Source organism: Actinoplanes sp. NPDC051388 (assembly GCF_055586225.1).
Genome location: NZ_JBVJIP010000001.1, coordinates 134,748 through 157,042, shown reverse-complemented (window position 1 = coordinate 157,042; position 22,295 = coordinate 134,748). Strand labels below are relative to the sequence as shown.

General features: G+C 67.2%; 21 protein-coding genes, 2 tRNA genes and 1 pseudogene. 10 read left to right on the top strand and 14 right to left on the bottom strand.

The window, feature by feature from the left end; translation table 11 throughout:
* Positions 1-56 precede the first annotated feature (56 nt).
* Positions 57-128 (top strand) — tRNA-Arg (locus ACZ6TI_RS00820).
* Between the two features lie 1,342 nt (positions 129-1,470).
* Here the strand turns inward: ACZ6TI_RS00820 and ACZ6TI_RS00815 are convergent.
* The 10 genes from ACZ6TI_RS00815 to ACZ6TI_RS00770 all read right to left on the bottom strand — a co-directional run bounded on the left by ACZ6TI_RS00815 (position 1,471) and on the right by ACZ6TI_RS00770 (position 10,295).
* Positions 1,471-2,859, bottom strand: a complete 1,389-nt coding sequence (locus ACZ6TI_RS00815) for a tyrosine-type recombinase/integrase (RefSeq protein ID WP_465342881.1) — start codon at positions 2,857-2,859, stop codon at positions 1,471-1,473.
* A complete protein-coding gene (locus tag ACZ6TI_RS00810; RefSeq protein WP_465342880.1) occupies positions 2,860-3,132 on the bottom strand; it encodes a helix-turn-helix transcriptional regulator in 273 nt (90 codons plus the stop codon). It abuts the gene before it with no gap.
* A 178-nt stretch (positions 3,133-3,310) separates the two neighbouring features.
* Entirely contained in the window at positions 3,311-3,610 is a 300-nt protein-coding gene (locus ACZ6TI_RS00805; RefSeq protein ID WP_465342879.1) for a hypothetical protein, read from the bottom strand.
* Positions 3,568-5,250, bottom strand: a complete 1,683-nt coding sequence (locus tag ACZ6TI_RS00800) for a YfjI family protein (protein ID WP_465342878.1) — start codon at positions 5,248-5,250, stop codon at positions 3,568-3,570. Before ACZ6TI_RS00800 ends, ACZ6TI_RS00805 begins: the two co-directional genes overlap by 43 nt.
* 429 nt (positions 5,251-5,679) lie before the next feature.
* Positions 5,680-7,824, bottom strand: coding sequence for a P-loop NTPase family protein (locus ACZ6TI_RS00795; protein WP_465342877.1), 2,145 nt, complete (start codon positions 7,822-7,824; stop codon positions 5,680-5,682).
* 93 nt (positions 7,825-7,917) lie between these two features.
* Positions 7,918-8,265 carry a hypothetical protein gene (locus tag ACZ6TI_RS00790; RefSeq protein ID WP_465342876.1) on the bottom strand — a complete coding sequence of 116 codons (348 nt, stop codon included), beginning with the start codon at positions 8,263-8,265 and terminating at the stop codon, positions 7,918-7,920.
* Positions 8,266-8,281: 16 nt separating this feature from the next.
* Positions 8,282-8,917, bottom strand: a complete 636-nt coding sequence (locus tag ACZ6TI_RS00785; protein ID WP_465342875.1) for a helix-turn-helix domain-containing protein — start codon at positions 8,915-8,917, stop codon at positions 8,282-8,284.
* Positions 8,914-9,138, bottom strand: a complete 225-nt coding sequence (locus tag ACZ6TI_RS00780) for a hypothetical protein (RefSeq protein ID WP_465342874.1) — start codon at positions 9,136-9,138, stop codon at positions 8,914-8,916. Before ACZ6TI_RS00780 ends, ACZ6TI_RS00785 begins: the two co-directional genes overlap by 4 nt.
* Before the next feature lie 40 nt (positions 9,139-9,178).
* Entirely contained in the window at positions 9,179-9,412 is a 234-nt protein-coding gene (locus ACZ6TI_RS00775) for a DUF6284 family protein (RefSeq protein ID WP_465342873.1), read from the bottom strand.
* A gap of 595 nt (positions 9,413-10,007) precedes the next feature.
* On the bottom strand, positions 10,008-10,295 hold the full coding sequence (locus tag ACZ6TI_RS00770; RefSeq protein ID WP_465342872.1) for a hypothetical protein: 288 nt from the start codon (positions 10,293-10,295) through the stop codon (positions 10,008-10,010).
* A 138-nt stretch (positions 10,296-10,433) separates the two neighbouring features.
* Here ACZ6TI_RS00770 and ACZ6TI_RS00765 point away from each other — a divergent pair, with 138 nt between their 5' ends.
* The 3 genes from ACZ6TI_RS00765 (at position 10,434) to ACZ6TI_RS00755 (ending at position 11,945) form a co-directional block, all read left to right on the top strand.
* The gene (locus tag ACZ6TI_RS00765) at positions 10,434-10,784 is read left to right on the top strand and encodes a GntR family transcriptional regulator (RefSeq protein WP_364468416.1); all 351 of its coding nucleotides are present in this window, start codon (positions 10,434-10,436) and stop codon (positions 10,782-10,784) included.
* A 155-nt stretch (positions 10,785-10,939) separates the two neighbouring features.
* Positions 10,940-11,542: an NUDIX domain-containing protein gene (locus ACZ6TI_RS00760; protein WP_465342871.1), complete on the top strand. Its 603-nt coding sequence runs from the start codon at positions 10,940-10,942 to the stop codon at positions 11,540-11,542.
* The gene (locus tag ACZ6TI_RS00755) at positions 11,535-11,945 is read left to right on the top strand and encodes an NUDIX hydrolase (RefSeq protein ID WP_465342870.1); all 411 of its coding nucleotides are present in this window, start codon (positions 11,535-11,537) and stop codon (positions 11,943-11,945) included. Before ACZ6TI_RS00760 ends, ACZ6TI_RS00755 begins: the two co-directional genes overlap by 8 nt.
* 11 nt (positions 11,946-11,956) lie before the next feature.
* Here the strand turns inward: ACZ6TI_RS00755 and ACZ6TI_RS00750 are convergent, their stop codons facing one another.
* From ACZ6TI_RS00750 to ACZ6TI_RS00740, 3 genes are all read right to left on the bottom strand, one after another.
* Positions 11,957-12,274 carry a hypothetical protein gene (locus ACZ6TI_RS00750; protein ID WP_465342869.1) on the bottom strand — a complete coding sequence of 106 codons (318 nt, stop codon included), beginning with the start codon at positions 12,272-12,274 and terminating at the stop codon, positions 11,957-11,959.
* Positions 12,274-12,768, bottom strand: a complete 495-nt coding sequence (locus ACZ6TI_RS00745) for a nucleoside-diphosphate kinase (RefSeq protein WP_465342868.1) — start codon at positions 12,766-12,768, stop codon at positions 12,274-12,276. The genes ACZ6TI_RS00750 and ACZ6TI_RS00745 overlap by 1 nt, the downstream gene beginning before the upstream one ends.
* Positions 12,769-13,069: 301 nt before the next feature.
* Complete coding sequence (locus ACZ6TI_RS00740; protein WP_465342867.1) at positions 13,070-14,344, bottom strand: DUF6575 domain-containing protein; 1,275 nt, start codon at positions 14,342-14,344, stop codon at positions 13,070-13,072.
* Between the two features lie 573 nt (positions 14,345-14,917).
* Here ACZ6TI_RS00740 and ACZ6TI_RS00735 point away from each other — a divergent pair.
* From ACZ6TI_RS00735 to ACZ6TI_RS00720, 4 genes and pseudogenes are all read left to right on the top strand, one after another.
* Positions 14,918-14,998: transfer RNA gene (locus ACZ6TI_RS00735), tRNA-Arg, on the top strand.
* Between the two features lie 330 nt (positions 14,999-15,328).
* Positions 15,329-15,763, top strand: coding sequence for a hypothetical protein (locus ACZ6TI_RS00730; protein WP_465342866.1), 435 nt, complete (start codon positions 15,329-15,331; stop codon positions 15,761-15,763).
* 92 nt (positions 15,764-15,855) lie between these two features.
* Positions 15,856-16,779 (top strand): non-homologous end joining protein Ku, encoded by a 924-nt coding sequence (gene ku, locus ACZ6TI_RS00725; RefSeq protein WP_465342865.1) that lies wholly within the window; start codon positions 15,856-15,858, stop codon positions 16,777-16,779.
* Positions 16,780-16,795: 16 nt separating this feature from the next.
* Positions 16,796-17,806, top strand: a pseudogene (locus ACZ6TI_RS00720) (CaiB/BaiF CoA transferase family protein); the annotation flags it as partial.
* Here the strand turns inward: ACZ6TI_RS00720 and ACZ6TI_RS00715 are convergent.
* The gene (locus ACZ6TI_RS00715; protein WP_465342864.1) at positions 17,802-18,629 is read right to left on the bottom strand and encodes a helix-turn-helix transcriptional regulator; all 828 of its coding nucleotides are present in this window, start codon (positions 18,627-18,629) and stop codon (positions 17,802-17,804) included. The pseudogene ACZ6TI_RS00720 and the gene ACZ6TI_RS00715 sit on opposite strands and share 5 nt — an antisense overlap.
* 102 nt (positions 18,630-18,731) lie before the next feature.
* Here ACZ6TI_RS00715 and ACZ6TI_RS00710 point away from each other — a divergent pair, with 102 nt between their 5' ends.
* Positions 18,732-19,610 carry an oxidoreductase gene (locus ACZ6TI_RS00710; RefSeq protein WP_465342863.1) on the top strand — a complete coding sequence of 293 codons (879 nt, stop codon included), beginning with the start codon at positions 18,732-18,734 and terminating at the stop codon, positions 19,608-19,610.
* An 8-nt stretch (positions 19,611-19,618) separates the two neighbouring features.
* Positions 19,619-22,276 carry an ATP-binding protein gene (locus ACZ6TI_RS00705; RefSeq protein WP_465342862.1) on the top strand — a complete coding sequence of 886 codons (2,658 nt, stop codon included), beginning with the start codon at positions 19,619-19,621 and terminating at the stop codon, positions 22,274-22,276.
* Positions 22,277-22,295: the final 19 nt, after the last annotated feature.

The window sequence follows — 22,295 nt, the reverse complement described above, 5'->3', positions numbered from 1 at the left end:
GCCGGGGTGCCGATTGGTCAGCGTTCCGCGGTGCCTGCTAGGGTTTAACCCGCTGAGCCCCCGTAGCTCAGGGGATAGAGCGTCGCCCTCCGGAGGCGAAAGCGCAGGTTCGAATCCTGCCGGGGGCACGATAGTTCACCAGGACATTCAGGCCACTGACCAGGGATAATTCGGTCGGTGGCCTTTTTGCCCGTCCAGTTGCATCCGACGGTCACTGGCCCTCGACGGCCGGTCTTGCCGAATACGTGCCGAAGTTCGCGGTGATGGTGAGCTTCGATCCGGCTCAATGACGTGCCGTTCGCGCTCGGCGAGAGGCGAACCCTTGCCGGGTTGGCGGTCATCCACTTTCGTGGACCTCTTGCGATGGCCCAATCCAGACCGCACCTGCCGACGCGGAGCTCCCCCACCGTGGCCCATCGGTGCAGATTGGCTAACCCTGAACTGAGGTCGAGTCCCCGTCGCGCCAGGCTCATCAGCGTCTGACGGCGCTGGCTACGTCTTCTCTTCATTGGCGAGAGGTGCGACGCGCACGGTTCAAAAGGGAGCCGCTTGCTGTCGTCGCCCACAGGCAATGTCTTCAATAGAGGGGCGTAGCTAGTTATGGATTCATGCAGCGCCACCCCGCAACGCCGCCGTCGCACGTTGACAACGATGTCGGTTTCGCCGTGGTGTAACGGATCTCCGACACGCGAGACAAGGTGCCCTAGATCACATATCGAATGGCAGCGATTGGGTGTCCTCAAACCGTCCCAAGCTATCCACATAGCGATCCACAGCCGATCGCGCTTAAGAGCTAGACATCCTCTATATAAAAGCGGACGAAGAGACCCATATAGTATGTCGAACGCACGTTCGGAGAAGGCTTCAGCACTCCCTGTGGATAACTCGTCACAGTTACCCACATGTTCGGGGTGGTTCGTGGTTCACCACAACATATGGGGAGTTACAGCCGTGTAAGCCATGGCCTCGCGGAAGCTTGTGCGAGGGCTCGCAATGTGTCACCGTTCTCTCCCAGAAGCGCGAAAAGACCCGGCGAGTGCTGGGTAGAGCACTCACCAGGTCCTTTACTTCCGCAAGAAGTCGGACTGTAGCAGGAACGGCTCCTCAGACGCGAGGGGCCGTCTCTCGGAGTTGCTCCGTGCTCGGACGGGAGGTGATCCGCGTGGCGAAGAAGGCAAGCCCGACAAACCCCGGTAAGCCCGCTCCGAAGTCCGGCCAGTATCGGCCGGCGAAGGGCGGTGCCGAGACGACGGTCCCGAAAGGCAAGACGCTTCCGCCCACTCCTAAGGGAGGGCCATGGAAGCTCGTCGACCCGTCGAAGAACAAGAGCGGCAGATAAGAGCTGAGTAGCTCGCCGTGCCCCAGTGGCCCGCATCAGCGTCTAGGTGCGGGCCACCTCGCTGCGAGCGTCCGGCCGACGCTGGCTGCCCTTATCGAAGCGGTGGCTAAAGTGTGTTCACCGTCGACCGATCAGCGGGTCGGGACAATCCCGTAGGCGCCTTCGATGCGCCGCCGCAATCCAGTTTGACCACCGTCTAGGCACTTGGCGTAGTTCCGCCATAAGACCTCTGGGGAGTGGCCGGCCCACTCGGCGACCTGGGCCGGTGAGATGCCCGCGTTGAGCCAGGTCGAGACGGCGCCGTGTCGCAGGTCGTACGGAGTCTCGGCTAATGGCGATGCGGTGACTTCTGATGTGAATGCCGCTTGGCGGGCCAACCGCCAGATCCGGTTGGTCGTGGAGATTGGCAGCTCGTTCTTATTGCGCTCGCTGACGAAGAGCCGGCCGCCAGGGCCGAGGCCGAAGATGCGAATGTGACTACGGATGAGCGTCGTCAGCGGTGGCGGGCACGGCACCGAACGTACCTCTCCGATCGCACGCTGCTTGAGCTGCCGGTAGTCCCTGTTCTTGCCAGTGTCCGTCCAGTGTTTCCCCGCGTGCGGCTCGGCTGCGTCGAGAAGAAACTCACCCCACTGGTCGTCTTCGTCTGGCAAGAGCACGTTCCGCGGGACGATGAGCCCGACTGCTTCCTCGGGACGCAGGGCCGCGTAGTAGAGGCATCCGTAGAAGGCAACCAGTCGAGGCCCGACCCTTCCCGTGTCGTGCACTGCGGCTAGCAGCGTGCGAACCTGCATCGGGTTAGCGACCCTGCGACGGTCGATCCCTCCAGCCGTGGTTCGGGGTGGTGTCCACTTCATCTCCGGCCACGGATTGGCCGTCAGCGCGTTGATTTCTGAGCCGTATTCGAGCATGGCAGTGAAGATTTTCCGGCGACGGGTAATGACCACTGGAGAGCCCGGTTTGCCGTCCAGCCTCAGCGTCATCCCATCGAGGACCGCTCTCAAGACCGTGGGATTGGCGAGGTCCGCCGCAGGGAGTGCGTTGCGCTCGACCCAGGCAAGCGCAGCACGGATGTTGGCCGGCATGTCCTCGCTGTCACGTGCGGTGGTGTTGAACGCCCACCGTCGGAGGGCTGTGCGAATCAGGCGGTCGTCCGGCTTCCCTCGCGCGGTCTTGAACAGAAGTGGCAATGCGGCGGTCAGCGCTTCAGCCGTCGTCTTGCGGGTTATGGCGGCCGACCGGGGCCACTTCAAGTCGACGTACCTGCGGGCCAGTTCGTAGCAAGAGATCTGGATGGAGAGCCGGCTCATAGAGACCGGCAAGCCGGTGGAGACGTCGAACGCTTCCCCCTTGCGGGCCGCGCTGGTCAACTCCGAGCGAAAGCTCTCAGCCAGCCGCCTCTCCTTGAACGGCTCCTTCTTGGCAGCACCCGCCACGTTCCACCGCACCCAGTGCGTTGTCGTGCGCGAGCCCTTGTAGACGTCCGTCTTGTGAATCCGCACGTCGAATGTCGTGGGCACCTACGCCGCCCTCTCCTCGTGCTCGTCCAGCCATCGCTCGAACTCGGCTCGGCGGATGCGCAGCTCGCCGTTCGGGAGCTTGATGCACTGGGGCGCCAAGCGTTTCGCCCGCCAGTCGTAGAAAGTGGATCGGGCGACATCCATCTCCGCGCAGAAGTCGGCAACGGTCAGGTGGGCCCTGGACGACGCCTCGGCTCGTCCAGGACGGCTTCGGCGCAGCCGTTCCTGCGTCAGGTCGATGACCGGTTGGTTGTTGGCCTGTCTGGGGGCCAAGGTCGTGCCTCCCTTGAGTCATGTGCAGGGCCTCACTCGTCACCAGGGCTCGGAGCCCAGCAGGGAGGACCGCGTGACGATGGACTCGGGAGACTCCGCAGAATCCGCGCAATCCGCAGATCGTCGGCGGGCCGGGCGCTTGGCGGATTCCGCGGATTCCGCGGAGAGCAGCGCGCGATCATGAGGCCCGTCCGGCACTGATCGGCTTGACGGTGCCCGCGGGTCGGATGACCTCCGGGTGGACGAGCCACGCCGGCGACGGCGCCCGGCCTGCCCCACGCCGTTCGGGAGCCGGGGCGGCCGCCAGGTATCCGTGGCCCATCAGCATGTTGAGGGCTGGGTCGAGGTCTGCGGCCTTGCGGAATCGGCCTCGGGACAGGGCACTGAACAGGTCGCGCTTGGTGAATCGCTCGGCCTGGGTGCGCTCGATCCAGCTCAGGACATGCCGTGCGTCGTCAACGGTCGGATCGGCGCCCATGTCGTCAAAGGCAGCCAACGCGTGATCGGTGAAGTAGGCGCCGATCGTTGTGGCCCGGTCGAACGTCTCGGCACTGATCGAGCCATGCGAACTGCCCTCGCCGAGTGGATGAGCCCAGCTATGCGCGCGATGGCTCCGGCGTACTTGCTGCCCCAGTCGACGATGTGTGCCCAGGTCCCTGAGGGCGCCAAGCGCGGCTCAATGTCGCGCTCGATCGCCAGCATCCGCTCGTTGGCCTCGGGCGCCAGGGGTAACACGACAGGGTCACGCCGGTCGGCCAGGTCGAGCACAAGAGCACTCAGAGTCTCGGTGTACGCGTCGCTGACGACGTTCGGGATGGGGTCGGCACCGATGCGGCGCCGGCCAACGGTGTTCTCCGGAACGGCGAAGAGGATGCGGGCGAGTAGGCCCTTGCCGCGAAACCCCGGCATCTGCGCGATGTCGCGCAGCACCTCGGGCTGCACAGCCAAGCCGAGCGTGAGCGCGGGCCGGTCAACGTGCTCAGCCGGCCGGGAGCGGCGATCGACACGAAGCATGTCGCCGGCGTGACCTTTGAGGAAAACCTCGAGATTCGGCGCTCCGGAGTAGCGCCCGGCGAGGGTCGCGAAGATCCCGCCTTCGGGGGAGAGCACGGCCAGCCGGCCGTCCTGCTCGGCCAGGAGCGACGCGGCCTGCTCACTGGTGACGTCGTCGGCGACCAGGCGTGGCAACGGCGGCACGGTGATGGTCTCGACGCTCATCGCGGCAGCGGTGGCCTCGGCCAACAGGCGGTCTCGCCCAGCCACATCGGTTGCGCCGGCCGCAGCGTTCGCGGCACGATCTGCGGCCTTTGCCGCAACTCGGAGCGCCAGCTCCGCCTCGACGATTGCGGGCCGGGTGCGCTCGACCAGGGCGGCCTCGGCCGCGAGCAGTGGCCGAATCAGCGCGGTGAAGACGGCTGACTTGCGTGATCCGGGTGGCAACACCACGACCGTGAAAAGGTTCGTAGGTTCCCGCCAAGAGCCGCGTACCTCAACCTCGGCACGGCCGCCGGCCGCTGTGGACAGCACGGCGAGCGCGATGCATCCGGCCAGATCCGGTGGGGTCTGAGTGAACTCGGCGACGGCAGCGACCATGTCGGTCAACCAGTGCGGGAGTGCGTCGACCGGGAAGGACCGTGGGGCAGTGCGCCCGGACAACGGAATCGGCGTCGGCCAAGCCGGTGAGGGTGCAGCGGTGAGGAGAGCGCGGCCGGTCGCAAGGACTTCGCGAGTGTCGGCATTGCTGGTGGCGAGCTGGGCCAGGCGACTCCCCAAGACCGCAACCTCGCGGCGCCGCGCGTGCTCAGCGATGATGCGGGCGTAGTGCGTGGCATTCGCTGTGGCGGGGACCGCCGCAACCAGCGTGTGCAGGTACGGCACCCCGCCCAGCCGACGAAGCGACCCGGCGTCAGCCAGGTGGGCCGCAACGGCGATCGGATCGGCTGGCGCTCCCGCGGCGTGGAGTCCCGTGAGGATGCGCCACAGTTCGGCATGCGCCGGACGGTAGAAGTCCTCGGGCTGCACGACGTCGGAGAGGTCCGCGACGAGGCGCGGGGCGAGCAGGGCGGAGCCGATGACGGCGCGCTCGGCAGCCTCGTCGTGCGGTGGGGTGCGGGTCACAGTGCGCAGGTCCTGTCGGATCGGGGAGTCGGTCCACTCATCGGGTGCCGTCGCGATAGAGCCGGCTGACTTCGTTGAAGAGGTGGCGACCGAACCGGATGTGAATGCCGACGCCGTCGCACCGGGGGCACGACCTGCTCCGCAGGCCAAGTCGCGTGCCGCGGATTCCCGCGCCCGAGCACCGTCGACAGGTGCGAAAGGGGTTGGCGACGCGCACGATGGCGTAGCAAAGAGTGACGACGATCAAGGCGGGGCAGAGCAGGCTAGCGGCGATGCGGGCGGCATCCATGTAGGGCCTCCAGGGCGGTTTTGGTCAGGTCCAGCCATGGGGCGCTAGTGAGCTAGCGTCCTGATGGGGTGGGTTTGAGGGGGCTAGCGGTGCCGCTAGACCTAGCGGTTGGCGGGGCTAGATCTAGCGGCACGCTCGCGTCAGGCGGCGCGCCGGCGTCGGTTACGTTCGGCCACTGCCGCCGCGATCTCCTCGCGGTGGATGCCCTTGCGGTTGGCCTTCTCGCCCGTCACCGAATCGGTGCCCCAGACTTGCCGGCCAACGGTGATGCCGTAGGGCTTGAGCGCCGCCGCGATTTGCTCGGGCTTCCAGCCGCCGTAGACCTCGGGCCGCAACTCGGCGAGCCGAGCGGCCACGGTCTCCGACCAAACCTTCGGCTCGTCGGCCCGGACGACCGTCAGGATGTCGTCGAGGATCGTGGCCGCAGGATCGGCGGAACCGGCCAGTTCGCCGGCCGCGTGCCCAGTGAGCATTCCTCTCGCCTCTCGGAGCACTCGCGCTCTCGTGATGACGGCGTCGATCTCGGCCAGCGGCGTGCGATTCGTCCGCACAGTCATGGCGTCCTCGACGACTCCGGAGTCGTCGGCACCGAGCAGGATGCCAACGCCCTTGTGCGCTCGCTGGAACCGCGACGAGTCGTGCCCGGCTGTGTAGGTACCCGCGCCCAGAACCGCCTCGGACGACTGCCACGTCATCGTCTTGAGGGCGAACCGCGTACCGATGTTGTCTCGGAGGTCCGTCGGTACGGCCTTGCCGTCCGGCTTTTGAGTAGCTAGCTCGATCATGATGCCGACGGATGGACCGACCTTGCACAGCTCGGTCAGCAGCTCCACGATCTCGCTGCCGTAGACCGAGTGCCCGCTGTAGCGCTGGAACTCGTCGATCAGGACGAGGATCGGCCAGAGCTTGAGCGAGCGCCGCTCAGCGATCGCGCGGGTCACCTTCGATTCGGGGCAGATGTCGGCCGACAGCGTCGCGATGGTGTCGTAGCGCCGGTTCATGTCGGCGACCAGTGCGCGAAGATCCTCAACCAGCGCCAGAACCACCTCATCGCGCACACCGAAGCCGATCCGGTGAGCGACGCGCTCGAAGGCACGCCAGTCCTGCCCTCCCTTGCCGTCGTAGATGTGCAGCTCGACGATCGGGTCCAGCGCACACGCGAGCGCCGGCACGCGGGCGGCGAACGTCTTGCCCATCCGCGGAATCGCTCCGATGAGCAGCGACGTGAACATCATCAGCAGCCGCACCGGGCGCCCGCGCTGATCCTCACCGAACGGGAACGGCTCGAAGACGTCCACGCTCCCCTTGGCGATCAAGGGCCAAAGACCAGAGGCTTTCGCGTACGGATCCTCGTCCGCGACCCACAGCGCCAGCCGGCGAGCGGACCCCGTCGTACCGCGTACTCGCTCCGGCCAGACCTGCACCTCGTCCAGGTCGAGCCCCGCGGCGAGATCGTTGCGCTTCTTGATCGCGGTGTCGGCCTTGGTGCCGAACGGCAGGTCGATGACCGCGCGCCATCCAGGGCCGTCCCGCATGATTGGCATCGGGAACGTGATCGGGTCGTCGGCCTTGCACAGCCCGGCCGCGAGGAACGCTCGCATGAGCACGTCGGCGGTCAGCTTGCGGACGCGCGGCTTGATGGCCGCGACGTCCATGAGCGGCTTGTCCGGCGTGGAACCGATAACCCCGAACAGGACGATGACCGAGGCGAGGACGCAATACCAGACCCATCGCGAACCCAGGACGAGCAGAGCCACTACGGCCGTGCTGCCAACGCCGAAGGCAAGCGTCAACAGCAGGGTTCGCAGCCGTACCCGTGCATCGCGTTGCCGTGACAGCCGTAGGTAGTCCTCGGCGTCTTCGCGGCGGACGGCCGCAAGCCGCACCGGGCGCCCTTCGGCGTCCGTAGACCACCGCGCGGTGGCGGTGACGGCGCGCAGTGTGCCGCGCGGCGCCCGAAACACCAGCCGGCCGGCGTAGAGCGGCGCGCGGACGAGGTGATAGGCGGTCACGTGTGCGTAGTGGCCCACGAACCACCGTACGAAGGCCAGCGCCTCGCTCTTGGACCGAAGCCAGGCCGGAACGATCGGCAACCGGGTGCTCCGCTCCGGCGGAGCGGCCGGCAAGTCGACAGGGACCGGCTGGTCGCCGATCTCGTCGTGTTCGTCGTCGATGTCGGCCGACCAGGTCTCCGGCCGCCGGTTCTTGCGGGCGTTGCCGAGGTCGACTACGTCCGCTTCTGCGGCGGTCCAGTCGAACTCGCCATCGGGGTTGGGCGTTGCCATGATGGTTGTTCCTCCGGGTGGTCTGAGGGCCGTTCGGGAGGGCCGAGGCGCGGCCGATGGTTTGCAGGCCGGTGGGCCGCGCCTCGGGCGGAGCTATCGTTCGAGGTCGTCGATCACGTCGCCGTTGTCGTCGGTCAGCGTGGTGATGAGGCCGGGGAACGCGCCGACGTCGAACGCCACCACGAAGCCGGCCACGGCGGGCGGCAACGTGACGACGACGTCCGCGCCGTCGATCGTGTGGACCTTCGCGCGTTTCCTGCCGACCTTGGCGTCGGTCACATCGACCACGACCGTGCGCAGGTATAGCGCCACCGGACATGCGTCGAGGTCGCTCCGGAGGCCACGCCATCCGCCGTACTCCAGGAAGTGAGCGACGTCTTCCGCGTTGTCGCCAAGGGCGTTGAGGACCATGGCGAGTCGGTCCTTTGCGTTGTCGGACATGGGTTTCTCCCTTGGCTCAGGCAGCCGCGGACAGGTGGCGCCGCACGGTGCGATCGGTCACGCCGAGACGCTTGGCGATCTCTTGGTTGGACAGATCCGGGTGCCGGGCGCGCAGCCGGGCGACCGCCGGGCCGGTGCCCCGTTTACGGGTCCGTCTCTTGTCCGGATTGGCGTCCGGGCCGATGTCCGCTTTGCTGTCCGGGGCTTCGAGCGATCCGGGGGCCGTGACAGGTTCGTCGGCCACGACCGGCTTGCTGTCCGCGACCTGGATGCGGCCGGACAGCTCGACGAGGCAGATGGACGCGACGACGATCAGACCGTCGACGGACAGCGGGATCAGGTAGGGCGCCGCTCCCACCTCGCCGTACCGGGACGCGACACCGGCCATGTGCCAGTAGGACACCCAGGCCGCGATGCCGGCGATCGAGCTGGTCGCGGCGAGCCGCACGGCTGCCAGAGACTTGCGGTGTATCGGTATCCGGGAGATCAGCTCGACGGTCAGTAGCAGGGCCAGTGGCGGCCACGCCGCGATGGCCTGGCTGATCGGGTTGGGCAGGGCGTGCAGGACGTTGGCCGCGACCGAGGTCGCAACCCCGAGGACCAAGGCTCCGCGTACGCCCCACCGCACCCGGATCAACTGAGCGCCGGTCACTTGCTGCCGCCCAGCGACTGACCGATGGACGTAAGGCCCGAGCGGACGCCGTCGACCAGCGCGTGCGACGGCTTCGCGAGGACGCCGTTGCTGCCGGCGATGACCAGGCCGAGCATCAGCGCGCACACGATCGCGAAGATGATCCGGCCGCGGGTCTTGCGGTCGATGGCCAGCATGAACAGTGCCGCGATGAGGATCAGGGAGAAGATGCCGAGGCTCATCTTTGCCTCCTGACGTGACGGGTCGGGTTGGTCGCCGGCATCAGGCCACCTCGTCAATCGAGCGGAGGTAGCGCTCGACGAGAGCGACCATTTCGCGTAGCACGCGGTTCTGCGCGCGGCGCAGACGGCGCCAGTCGAGCTGGGTCGGAGCCGGTTCTGCGGTGAGGAAGCGGATCTCTGCGTCGACCAGCGCGATCTCGGCTTCGAGAAGGCGCTGCTCGCGCTCGATCGCTGCGAGGTGGGCCGGGGTGGGTTCATCGGGTACGCGGAACACAGGTGTCCTTCCGGAGGGATGCCGACCGGACAACATCGGAGCCGAATACAACGTGGCGTTGTGTCCATGGGAGCGACGCTACAACGCAACGTTGTATTAGAGCAAACGGGGTGCCGGGTCGAGATCGTGATGGGGAGTGGTGGCCAAGTCACCGTGACTGTGGATCGCGTAACCTCGCCGGTGATGGCCGAAACGAGCAGTGAGCTGCCCCGTGACTGGTGGACGACTGACGACGTAGTGGCGTTCCTGGAGTCCGTGGGAGCGCCGATCAGTCCTGCCACCTGGCGGTCCTACGTGTCACGTGGCCAGGCGCCGGCGCCGGACCGGACGTTCGGGCGTTCGCCCGCCTGGCGGCCGGCGGCCATCCGGGAGTGGCAAGCATCCCGCCCGCGTCGCGGATCCGCCGAAGCCTGATCCGACATCAGCTCTTCACCTCCTCTCGTCAGCGCTGCTTTCCGGTAAGACCAAGTCAACCGGGAAAGCCGTGCGCTGCCGATGAGGCAACAACCATCACCGATGCATCTCTGATGCAGTTGCGGTGAAGTAGCGAGCCCCGGACGCCACTGGCATCCGGGGCTCGCTGTATCCGTACGCGTTACGTGCGCTCCAGAAGGACGACAGCAACGTTGAGCGCGTCGCGAAGCGACCGGGCCTCATCGGCCGTCATCTGCGTAACGGCCGGCACGGTTCCATCCCGGCCGGCGCTCAACTCGATCTCGTCCGTCCCGTCACCACGGACCACGTTGACGTTGACCGCGACGTGCCCGCGAGGTACATACACCTCCGCGATGTGATGCTCGTGCCGCTCGGAGTCAAGCCGGTGATCCGTTGTGCAGTAGAGCGGGCACTTCCGCCGGCGCTTGGTGACTGGCTTTCCGGCCATGTCTGGCCTCCCTGGTCGAGTGGCCTCAGAGGCGGAGGAGCGCCAGTGAGGCTGGCGTGATGACTATGCCGAAAAAGATACAGACGTCTAGACGCATACGCCACTAGCCGACCGCCTGCCCATACCTAACGTGAGCATGTGATTACCCCGGATCGCGAAGGCGCTGCTTATCGGCAGCTTGCCGGCATCCTGCGGGATCGCATCAGTAACGGAGAGTTGCAGCCCGGCCAAAGGATGCCCTCCGAGAAAGATCTCCACGACGAATTCGGCCTCGCCCGCGAGACCGTCCGCCGCGCCATGGCCGTCCTGCGCACCGAAGGACTCATCGAGATCCGCCAGGGCCACGGCACCTTCGTCGCCGAGGCCCCCGAACGAGTCGAGCTGGCACCGGGCGACACCGTCACCTCCGCCGCAGCCGTCACGGTCACCCGTGCGAACGGCGACGTAGAGACCTACCCGACCGGCACAACTCTCGTGGTTCCCGACTGATCCATGGGATTCCGTCTGCGCCGTCAACCAAACGCGCAGCCCAAGCTGCCCTCGATCCGGCGAGCGGTGGCTGCCACGTGAGCCAACCAGCCAGACACACCGTCATCGATCAGTGGACCGGCCGCCACGCCACCGCACTTCAAGCCGCATTGCGCATGTCCCAGGACGAGATGGCCGCCCTGATCGGCGTCGCCAAGCGCACCATCGCCGCCTGGAGCGAACGACCAGAGATCGTCATCCGGCCAGAGCTGCAACGGGCACTGGACACCGCCTACAGCCGAGCCGACGAGCCGGCCAAGCTCCGCTTCGCCCGCCAGCTCAAGGCCGACGACGACGCCGAGGCCGCAGCAGCCGGCGGCGCCGTCGCCCTGGCCGTCGCGATCGCCGTAGTGGTCAACGAGACAGAGGTCTTGCTGGTCTGCCGCCGCGACGCCGACCCCAGCGGCATCACCTGGCAATTCCCCGCCGGCATCGTCAAGCCCGGCGCCAACCCGGCAACCGTCGCCGTCCGCGAAACCCTCGCCGAGACCGGCATCCATTGCGTCATCCGCGACGAGTTGGGCTCCCGCGTCCATCCGCTCTCCGGCGTCAACGCCAGCTACTTCCTCTGCGACTACCTCGCCGGCGACGTCGTCAACCGTGACGAAATCGAGAACACCAGCGCGCTCTGGGCGCCCAAGGCAGACGTCACCCGCTTCATCCCCCAACAACGCATCTACGAGCCAGTTCTGCACGCCTTGGAGAGCAGCAATGAGTGAACCCACAACCGACGACCGCCCACCCATCGCGGCCGCAGTCATCGTCAACGACGGCAAAGTCCTTATGGCCCGTCGCCGCGTGAAGGAAGGCCAGCTATCCTGGCAATTCCCCGCCGGCGAGGTGGAGACCGGCGAGACTCCGGATGCTGGCGCCGTCCGCGAAGCCGAGGAAGAAACCGGCCTGACCGTCCGCGTGATCGGCGACCTCGGCTGGCGAGTACACCCCAACACCGGCCGGACGATGTACTACTTCGCCTGCGAGGTCGTGAGCGGGACCGCCCACGTCGGCGACGCCGAAGAACTGGCAGAGGTGGCGTGGTGCGACCGCGCCACCCTCACCGAGTACGTCCCGTATCCGTTCTACGAGCCGGTGCAACAGCACCTGGACGCCAACCTCCACTGACGCCCTCCGGCTCAGGTCGGGCTGAGTAGATCCGCGAGTCGTGCCCGGACCACACCATCGTGGAAGTGATCCGGCAATGGAACACCGCCAACCGACTGCCGAGACGACACCACGTCATCCAGTGTCTTAGCCGGCAGCCGCTCAGCAAGCTCAAGGCACTCAGCGGCAAACCGCCGAGCCTCGCCGATCAGCCCCACCTCACGCAGCCGGACAGCCAGCGCATAGGCGTACTCCGCGGCAGCCCGGTCGTCCTGGAAGTGAAGCTCTTCGTCGTACTGCTTCCGGATCTCACTCAGCGAGGGGCGCTGAACGACTTCCTCATCAACCATCAGAACAGGTACCGCTCGGCCACAGTCTGGTACTCGAACAGCTCAGAGCTGTCGAACCACAGGTCAACCTCGTACTTGGCCTCTTCGGAGTTACCGGAGGCGTGAATCAGGTTCGCCGCAACGATGTGCTTGGCCTCGGTGTAAGCCTTCGACGTGTGCGCGAAGTCCCCACGGATCGTCCCCGGCGCCGACTGGTTCGGGAACGTAGCCCCCACCAGCCGCCGAACGGTCGGGACGGCCTCCACACCCTCCAGCACCAGGGCGATGACCGGCCCGGTCTGCATGAAGTTCGCCGTCACGTCGAACACAGACTTCCCGAACCGCTCTTCCAGGTCGAAGTAGTGCTTCTTCGCCAGCTCCGCATCCATCAGCACCATCTTGGTCCCAACGACCTTCAGCCCAGCCTCCTCAAACCGCTGAAGAATCCGGCCAGCCAACCCACGAGCCACCGCATCCGGCTTCAGCAGAACAAGAGTCCGCTCGACAGCACCCATAACTAACGCTCCAGTTCGATTCGGTTGGCGCTAGGATACCGGAAGCGCATTCCTGACATTCGGCGGCATCAGTTCGAGGCATCTGAGACGAATTCATAGTCCGACACTAAGAGCAATCTGACAATATTGCTTAAGACTATAAGGGCAAGGCAATACCAGGTGTGCACGACCGGTCCCGAAAGACGCAAAAAGGCCCATTGAGGCGTCAATTTTCATCGTGACGAAGGGCCCTTCCCTAGATGCCGATAGGACTATTAAAATGACATCCGGAGCTTAACTCTGCGGGAGTTGAAGGCGTTTTCTAGACGGCCTCTTCCTCGCTTCTTGGCCTTATTGGAATATCAACATCAGGCAGGCCATAGGCCCGGCCAATGGAAGCAAGACGGTAAGTCCATCTCACTTCGTCACTGAAGTTTGAATACTTTTCCTGGGCAAGGAGGTCGGCGGAATAGAAGTGTTCGAAGCCAGTGGGCAGACCAGCAATCTGGTCGCGCGCTTCGAGTTCCATTCTGCCTGAATATTTCTTATGTTCGCGGGCGTCGTAAAGCTCGAAGCTTCCTGTCCGCAAGTTCATGCCAACAATATTCACTCGTTCTAAGTGTTGAGAAACAACTTCAGTACCGATTTCTCGAAGCAGACCAAGATTTGCCTTCACTTCTTCTGGCTTTAGTGAGCCACTAAAGCTATTCCCGAAGTCTGTGGCGACAAATGCCGAAACGCCTGTACCCTCGTCCAATAAAGCTTCAAGTAGCGCGCGGTATTTCGCGCGCGCTCGAACGCCATAGGTCCCAACAAGTTCACGAAGGCCATTTGGCGATTCGCCTTCATTTAGAAGTGCAACTAGTCTCTCGCAAGAACGCCGAAGTAGCTGAGACTCCATTAGCCGACCTTCGTCGTTCGCCTGCGAACCAGATGCTGCAACTAGGACAAACGAGGCCGCTTGACTCTCGCGGAATACCAATTCAGAGTCCCGCAGGATGTCATGCTGAATCATCCCTCTAGGGGTAGCCCTCCCGGCGGCCTCCTGAGCGAGGGCATCGATAGTCTCCTGCAGGGTGCCTGCAATCCGGGACAAAGATCGCAGGGGAAGTTCGGTCCTGGTTACGGTCGCGGGTTCGATCTCAAAAGCCAGGAATGTCCGACGCTCCCTGCCTGACCTAACGGCGAGCTGATCCGACCTGAATGCAGGGCGAGTGGGGGTTGATATTTCCAGCGATATGTCGGTGGCTGGAAGTTGCTCGTCCGTCAGACCGCCGCCATCAAGTGGAGCTATCGAATTGGAGCCAGCGGCATAGTCTGCTTTGACCGCGTAGACATACCCATCCTCGGGCTCTCGGAAGGCTGACCTAATGCTCATCCCGCCGCTTCTTACAACCTTGAATCTGTCCTCCGAGACAGGCAGGTAAAGATAGGTCTCTGTCACTTCATCTTCGTCAATATGCAGCGCAAGGTAGCGACGACCGCTGCGACTGACGGCGCAGAAGAATCTGGGACCGTCGTAGTCCAAGTAAACTTCGTCGATTTCGAGCAGACCGAGGAAGGTGTCGTGCGGAGGAACGAGATCCATGGCCATCATCCAACTACCGTCGCAGTGGGAACCAGATCCGGAGCCGCCGGCCACCATGAGTAGTGGCTCGGAGTCTGGCTTCTGGAGGTATGCTTAATTCGTCCCATCTCTGGGGTGAGTGTCACTTTAGCGATAACTTTGTTCCGAAAGGCCGGAATTAACCGGATCGCCCGGTACGCGTCTTCGATGTCGGCATAAAGCGAATGTGAGTGACATACGCATTCTTCGATCTTACCCGCGCACTGGCCCTTCGCCTTCCTGTAAGGAAGGATCCAGTCGTCGGCGCCAGGCGTACCGCCCATGGGAACATTCTTCCCCGCCAGGCGGAAGAAGTCACCGCTCGCCGGGACCGCATCCTCGGGCGGGCACCGGTGTGGCAGCAGTGGAAGGCTCACCATGGACAGAGCGTAGTTGTGCCATGACCAAGATCGACAGCCGGGTGCATCTCGTGGAGTTGCGTGAACCTAGTCGGTCCTCAGTCAGCAAGGTCGATGACTCTCATGCAATCGAAGGTCATCGTCATCAACGTTGCCTGATGCGTGCCGAAGCTGCGGTTCCCGGACTACCAGAACCTTCTGTCTTGCCTGGTCAAGGGACTCGAATGGTGACATGGCTTGTCGCCCTCCGGAGGCGAAAGCGCAGGTTCGAATCCTGCCGGGGGCACGAGCTCGAGGCGACCTTTGTCCGCGGAATGCGCGGACCTTGGTCGCTCGTTTTTTCTCCTGGGGCCCGAGCCCCAGACCCCACGGTGCGGTGATTGCGCCACGGTTGGCTGTGGCGGGCCGTTGGGCATCGAAGACCTCAACCTCGGGCGCCATCACCGATGTGGTCGGCCGCTGTTGCTGGCGTCAGCGCCGGCTTTGCCGCTGCCTGGCCAGAGCGCGCTCGGGACTTCCTCGACCAGCTCACGGTCTAGGCCCGAAGAGGTCTGCACCCTCGCAAACTACTCTTACCAATGTTAACCGGTTCTTGCAGGATAATCCGACGGTCGAGTTGACCGACATCAAGCCGGACAGTTCCAGCACGGCGACGGCCTTCGGCCACTTCTCCGCCGGCGTCACGAAGCTCTCGGCGAACGAGGCAATCTCGTTCACGAGGGACTTCTGGATCGACAAGGACGGTGTCGAGGGCACCGGGACGATCGAACTGTTCCGTACCGGTCAGTGGATCTTATCGGGCCGCCTGCACAACACCAATTTCAAGGTCGTGGGAGACCTGAACGGCTCTCTCGCCTCGGTCGGGGGCTCCAAGAGCTTCGAGTGGTCGCAGAACGGCACCGACCAGAGCCTGAACTCGGTCTGGCAGGGCTCCAATCTGGAGAGTGGGGTCGCGCTGATCGACTGCGACATGCCGGTGGAGACGGACACCGGCAACGACGTCGCCGCCACCATTCTCATCCTCTTCAAGGTGCTCGACTTCCTCCTTTGAGCCAGACCGGCCGGCGAGGGTGCGCCCGGCGTCGCTGGACAGGCGGCCGCGGAATCCGCGCTAAAACCGGTCGGAGTGGGTAATGGGTGGGTATGGCGCGACCGATCTGGACCGGAGCTATCACGTTCGGGCTTGTCTCTGTGCCGGTGGCGATGTATTCGGCCACCCGGGAGCACGAGGTGTCCTTCCATCAATACGAGAAGGGGACCAGCGACCGGATTCGCTATCAGCGGGTCAACGAGCGTACCGGGAAGGAAGTTGATTTCGGCGACATCGCCAAGGGGACCGATGTCGGTGGCGGCAAGCTGGTGATGCTCGAGCAGGAAGAGCTCGACTCGGTGGCGCCGGGGCGGTCCAAGAGCCTGGATCTGCACGCGTTCGTGGATCTGGAGGAGATCGATCCGATCTTTTACCAGAAGAGCTATTACCTGGCGCCGGGCAGCGAGGAGACCGCCAAGACCTATGCGCTGTTGCGGGATGCGATGGCCAAGGTGCAGCGGGCCGCGATCGGGACTCTGGTGATGCGCGGGAAGGAATATCTCGCGGCGATCCGGCCGGACGGGAAACTGCTGGTGCTCGAAACCATGTTCTTCGCGGACGAGGTGCGCGACCCCGAGGAGGAGCTGGACGGGCTGCCGAAAGCGTCCGCCAAGCCGGCCGAGATGAAGATGGCGGTGCAGCTGATCGATTCCATGTCCGGCAAGTGGAAGCCGGCCGACTATCGCGACGGCTACACCGATCGGGTCAAGGCGCTGATCAAGGAGAAGAAGGCAGGCAAGGAGATCACCGTCGCGGATCCGGCGCCGGAGGCCACCAACGTCACCGACCTGATGGCGGCGCTGCAGGCCAGCGTCGACCGGGCCCGCAAGGGCCGCGCGGCCGCGAAGAAGGCCCCCGCAAAGAAGGCCCCGGCCAAGAAAGCGACAGCCAAGAAGACCGCGACAGCAAAGAAGGCGCCCGCCAAGAAGACGGCGGCGAAGAAAGCACCGGCCAAGAAGACGAAGAAGGCCGCCTGACAGCCATCCTGAGCGGGTGACCAAAAACGAAGAAGCGCCACTGCACGGCGTCCGGATCGTCGAGCTCGGCGGAATCGGCCCCGGCCCGTTCGCCGCGATGATGCTGGCCGAACTCGGCGCCGACGTCGTGCGCATCGACCGCCCGGGCACCGAGAAGCCGACCTGGGATCTGTTGCGCCGCAGCCGCCCCTCGACCGAGGTCGATCTCCAGGACCCGGCCGGCGTCGCCGAAGTGCTCACCCTGGTCGAGCGCGCCGACGCCCTCATCGAGGGTTTCCGCCCGGGCGTCGCGGAACGACTCGGCCTCGGCCCGGCCGAGTGCCTGCAGCGAAACCCCCGCCTGGTGTACGGCCGGATGACCGGCTGGGGTCAGACGGGCCCGCTGGCCCACACCGCCGGCCACGACATCAACTACCTCGCGATCGCCGGCGCCCTGCACGGGATCGGCCGAGCCGGCGGCCCACCGGCGATCCCCGCCAACCTGCTGGGCGACTTCGCCGGCGGCGCCATGTACCTGGTCACCGGCGTCCTGGCCGCGCTCTGGAAAGCGCGCGCGACCAACACCGGCCAGGTGGTCGACGCGGCCATCGTGGACGGCGCCGCCTCGCTCTCCACCCTGCTGCACGGCCTGCTCGCGACCGGCGGCTGGTCGACCGAGCGCGGCACGAACCTGCTCGACGGCGGCCGCCCGTGGTACGACGTCTATCGCACCGCCGACGACGAGTGGATGGCGGTCGGCGCCCTCGAGCCGAAGTTCTTCGCCGAGTTCTGCCGCCTGCTCCCGCTCGACGCCACCGAAGCGGACCGCGCCGACCCGGCCCGCTGGCCCGCGTTGCGGCAAAGCATCACCGAGGCGTTTCGTGGCCGCACCCGCGCCGAATGGGCCGCGCACTTCGACGGCTCCGACGCGTGCGTGTCGCCGGTTCTCTCGCTGGCCGAGGCCGCCGACCATCCGCACCTGCGCGCCCGCGACACCTTCCAGACCGTCGCCGGGATCACCCAACCGAGCCCGGCGCCGCGATTCAGCGACTGACCCGGATGGGGGCGACCAAACCCAAGAGCAGAGTCAGCTTCTCGGCGCTGGGAGTGCCCGGCTCGGCGTGGTAGACCACGAGCGTCTGTCCCCGCGTACCGGTCACTTGAAGTTTCTCGCGCAACAGCGTGAGCTCGCCGACCTGCGGATGCAGAATCCTGGCCGGCGCGCCCTCGCGGGCCTTCACGTCGTGCCGCGCCCAGAGCTTGCGGAAATGCTCGCTGCCCAGCGAGAGCTCACCGACCAGCTGGACGAACCGGGGATCGTCGGTGTCCTGCCCGGCCGACTCGCGGAAGACGGCCACCAGCCCGGCGACCGCGTCCGCCCAATCGGGGACCAGCGCGCGTTCGGCCGGATCGAGAAACACCGAGCGCATCCTGTTCTCCCCCGCGCGCATGGCCGGAGACAGGGCGGTGGCCAAAGCGTTGGCGGCCAGCACGTCGAAGTATCGACCCTCCACAAAGGCCGGCATCGGCAGGCTGTCGAGCAGCACGCGGACACCGGTCGGCACGGTCTCGCGGCGCGGGCGGCGGCGGCTCTTCGGGCGGGGCGCGGCCAGGCCGAGCAGGTAGTCCGTTGCGGCCTCGTCGAGGCCCAGCACCCGGGCGAGCGCCTCCAGCACCTGCGCCGACGGATGCGTGTCGCGGCCCTGCTCGAGCCGCAGGTAGTAGTCGGCGCTGATCCCGGCGAGCATGGCCACCTCCTCGCGGCGCAGCCCGGCGACCCGGCGCAGTCCGCCGCTCGGCAGGCCCACCGCGTCCGGGCGCACCTGCTCGCGGCGCGCCCGCAGGTAGTCACCCAGCAGGTTCTCGCTCACCCGACCAAGGTAACCGTGATGCGGGCGCCGGTGACTGTCCCTGCCACTCCCAGGAACATCAGGGCACGGTCACCTCGGCGCCGGCGCGCGCACGCTCGGGGCATGACACTTCCCGGCGGAACCTTCACCATGGCCGAGGGCCTGACCGTCACGCGCTTGGGTTACGGCGCGATGCAGCTGGCCGGCCCCGGCGTCTTCGGCCCGCCCGCCGACCACGACGCCGCGATCGCCCTGCTGCGCGCGGTGGTCGAGATGGGCATCACGCACATCGACACCAGCGACTTCTATGGCCCGCACGTCACCAATCGGCTGATTCGCGAAGCGCTCGCGCCCTATCCGGCGACGTTGCACGTCGTCACCAAGGTGGGCGCGCGGCGGGACGAGAGCGGCGGCTGGGTGCCCGCTCATTCGCCCGACGACCTGCGTACGCAGGTGCGCGAGAACCTGGCGAACCTCGGCCTGGACACCCTGGACGTGGTGAACCTGCGCGTCGGCGGCGGCGCGGACGGCCACACCCCGGTCCCGGGTTCGATCGCCGCCGAGTTCACCGCGCTCGCCGAACTGCGCGCCGAGGGCCTGATCCGGCATCTCGGCCTCAGCACGGTCTCCGCCGAGCAGGTCGCCGAGGCCCGCGCCATCGCCCCGGTGGTGTGCGTGCAGAACTTCTACAACATCGCCAACCGGCACGACGACGCGCTGGTCGACCAGCTGGCTTGGCAGAGCATCGCCTATGTGCCGTACTTCCCGCTGGGCGGTTTCTCCCCGCTGCAGTCCGAGGCTCTGGCCACCGTCGCCAAGCGGAACGAGGCCACCCCGATGGCGGTCGCCCTGGCCTGGTTGCTGCAGCGCTCGCCGAACATCCTGCTGATCCCGGGCACCTCGTCGCTCGCCCACCTGCGCGAGAACGTGTCCGGCGCCACACTCACCCTGAGCGATGCCGACCTGGCCGACCTGGACGGTGGAGATCCGCCGCGGGAATGATGTCGGGCATGCTGATCGGGCGCGAGAGCGAGCTGCGGCTGATCGGCGGGCTCGTCGAGCGGGCCCGGGACGGCGGCGGCGCGATCGTCCTGCGTGGTGAGGCGGGGATCGGCAAATCCGCGTTGCTCGGGGCTGGCGCCCAAATGGGCACGCGTGCTGGACTGCGGGTGCTCACCACCAATCCGGTGCAGAGCGAGGCGCAGATCGCGTTCGCCGGGCTCTATCAGTTGTTGCGGCCGGTGCTCGACCAGGCCGAACAGCTGCCCGAACCCCAGCGCGGCGCGGTGCTGACGGCGTTGGGCCGCACCGATGCCGCCGCTCCCGATCTTTATCTGATCGCGCTCGGCACGTTGAGCCTGCTGGGCGAGGCGGCCACCGCGGCGCCGCTGCTGCTGATCGTGGAGGACGCCCAGTGGCTCGACCGGGCCAGCGCCGACGTGCTGGTCTTCGTCGCCCGGCGGCTGGAGTTCGAGCCGGTGGTGCTGCTCGCGGCGCTGCGCGACGGCTTCGGTGGCGCGTTCGGCGAGGCCGGGCTGTCCGAGGTGGCGCTGACCCGGCTGGACCACGCCGCGGCGGCATCGGTGCTCGACGCCCGCGAGCCGGCGCTGCGGCCCGGCGTACGCGAGCGGGTGCTGGCCGAGGCGGCCGGCAACCCGCTCGCCCTGGTCGAGCTGCCCTCGGTGCTCGACCGGGCCGGCGACGTGCCGGCGGAGTTGCCGCCGCTGACCGCGCGGCTCGAACAGGCCTTCGCGGCGCGGGTCTCCGCACTGCCCGCCGCGACCCGGACGCTGCTGCTGGTGGCGGCGCTCAACGACAGCGATGCCCTCGCGGAGACGCTGGCGGCTTCCGGGCGCACCGAGGACGACCTCGCCCCCGCGGTGGACGCCCGGCTCGTGGACACCGACGTCGAGCGGGTGCGCTTCGGGCATCCGCTGATGCGTTCGGCGATCCGCCAGCGGGCCGGCGCCGGGGAACGGCACCGGGCGCACGCGGCGCTGGCCCGGGTGCTCGACCGCGACCCCGACCGGCAGGTCTGGCATCGGGCGGCGGCGCAGGCCGGGCCGGACGAGGAGACCGCGGCGGACCTGGAGGCGGCCGCGGTGCGCGCCCGGCGCCGGGGCGGCATCGCCTCCGCGGCGGCGGCGCTGGAACGCGCGGCCCGGCTCAGCGAGGACCCGGCACGCCGCGGCGGGCGGCTGCTGCGGGCCGCCGAGCTGGCCTTCGAACTGGGCCGGCACGACGGCGTGCTGCGGCTGCTCGCCGACGTCGACCACGGCGTGCTCTCCGAGCCGGAGCGCTGGCGGATGGTGCTGATCCGGGACAGCTTCGACGACGGTGTCCTCGGCCGGGGGCAGGGCGCCGGGTCGCTGGCGCAGCTCGCCCGGCAGGTGGACGATCCGGATCTCGCGGTGCGCCTGCTCTATGGCGCGGCGCTGCGGTGCTGGTGGACCGAACCGGGTGCGGAGGCCAGAGCGAGCGTCGTGGCGGTCGCCGAATCGCTGCCCTGGACCCCGCGCGTGCTGGCCATCCTCGCCTATGCGGCGCCGATCGAGCGCGGCCGGGCGGTCCTCGACGAGCTGCACCGCACCTCCGCGGCCGACCGCATGCTGGGCAACGCCGCGATGGCCGTGGGCGCCTTCGACCTGGCCGCCGGGTTCTTCGCCGCGTGCCTGCCCGACCTGCGGGCGCAGGGCCGGCTGGGCCTGCTGGCGCGGGCGCTCGCGCTGCACGGCTGGAGCTGCGCCCAGCTGGTCGACCTGAACGGCGCGATGCCGGCCGCCGACGAGGCGCATCGGCTGGCCGTCGACACCGGGCAGCCGATCATCGCCGCCACCGCGCGGGCCACCCAGGCCGTCCTCGCCGCCCTGCGCGGTGATCAGGAGGCCACCGACCGCTTCGCCGCCGAGGCCGAGCGCACGGGTCTGCCCGGCGGCGCCCGCGCGGTGCTGGCGGCCGTCCAGCTGGCCCGCGGGCTCGGCGCGCTCGGCGCCGGCCGGCATGCGGACGCCTTCGCCGACCTGCGGCGCATCTTCGATCCCGCGGATCCGGCCTACCAACTGGCGATCCGCTGCTATGCCATCGGCGACCTGGCCGAGGCGGCGGTCCGCAGCGGGCAGCCGGACGCGGCCCGCGAGATGGTGGCCGAGATGACCACGATCGCCCGGCGCACCCCGTCTCCGGCGCTGCACACCGGCCTGCGGCATGCGCGGGCCGTGCTGGCCGACGACATCGAGGCCGAGCCGCTGTTCGAGGCCGCGCTGCGCGCCGACCTGGCCGCCTGGCCGTTCCCGCGGGCCCGGGCCCAGCTCGGGTACGGCGAATGGTTGCGCCGCCAGCGCCGGGTGGCCGAGTCGCGGGGATACCTGCGCGCCGCCCGGGACGCGTTCGACGCGCTGGGCACCATCCCGTGGGGCGATCGGGCGCGGGCCGAGCTGCGGGCGTCCGGGGTGACCAGCCGCCGCCGGGAACCGGACGCGCGCGACCAGCTCACCCCGCAGGAGCTGCAGATCGCGCAGATGGCGGCCGGTGGGCTGACCAACCGCGAGATCGGCGAGCGGCTCTACCTGTCGCACCGCACGATCGGCTCACATCTGCACCGGATCTTCCCCAAGCTCGGCGTGACCTCGCGGTCCGCCCTGCAGGGCGCGCTCGGACCAGTCACATGACGCAAGCGAAGCGGCGCTC

What these genes read in the sequence shown, in the direction of transcription:
- ACZ6TI_RS00740 (WP_465342867.1), bottom strand. Translation starts at nt 14,344, where the DNA reads ATGATGGCCATGGATCTCGTTCCTCCGCACGACACCTTCCTCGGTCTG.
- ACZ6TI_RS00790 (WP_465342876.1), bottom strand. Translation starts at nt 8,265, where the DNA reads ATGTCCGACAACGCAAAGGACCGACTCGCCATGGTCCTCAACGCCCTT.
- ACZ6TI_RS00780 (WP_465342874.1), bottom strand. Translation starts at nt 9,138, where the DNA reads ATGAGCCTCGGCATCTTCTCCCTGATCCTCATCGCGGCACTGTTCATG.
- ACZ6TI_RS00770 (WP_465342872.1), bottom strand. Translation starts at nt 10,295, where the DNA reads ATGGCCGGAAAGCCAGTCACCAAGCGCCGGCGGAAGTGCCCGCTCTAC.
- ku (WP_465342865.1), top strand. Translation starts at nt 15,856, where the DNA reads ATGGCGCGACCGATCTGGACCGGAGCTATCACGTTCGGGCTTGTCTCT.
- ACZ6TI_RS00760 (WP_465342871.1), top strand. Translation starts at nt 10,940, where the DNA reads ATGTCCCAGGACGAGATGGCCGCCCTGATCGGCGTCGCCAAGCGCACC.
- ACZ6TI_RS00755 (WP_465342870.1), top strand. Translation starts at nt 11,535, where the DNA reads ATGAGTGAACCCACAACCGACGACCGCCCACCCATCGCGGCCGCAGTC.
- ACZ6TI_RS00705 (WP_465342862.1), top strand. Translation starts at nt 19,619, where the DNA reads ATGCTGATCGGGCGCGAGAGCGAGCTGCGGCTGATCGGCGGGCTCGTC.
- ACZ6TI_RS00805 (WP_465342879.1), bottom strand. Translation starts at nt 3,610, where the DNA reads ATGGGCGCCGATCCGACCGTTGACGACGCACGGCATGTCCTGAGCTGG.
- ACZ6TI_RS00750 (WP_465342869.1), bottom strand. Translation starts at nt 12,274, where the DNA reads ATGGTTGATGAGGAAGTCGTTCAGCGCCCCTCGCTGAGTGAGATCCGG.
- ACZ6TI_RS00745 (WP_465342868.1), bottom strand. Translation starts at nt 12,768, where the DNA reads ATGGGTGCTGTCGAGCGGACTCTTGTTCTGCTGAAGCCGGATGCGGTG.
- ACZ6TI_RS00795 (WP_465342877.1), bottom strand. Translation starts at nt 7,824, where the DNA reads ATGGCAACGCCCAACCCCGATGGCGAGTTCGACTGGACCGCCGCAGAA.
- ACZ6TI_RS00710 (WP_465342863.1), top strand. Translation starts at nt 18,732, where the DNA reads ATGACACTTCCCGGCGGAACCTTCACCATGGCCGAGGGCCTGACCGTC.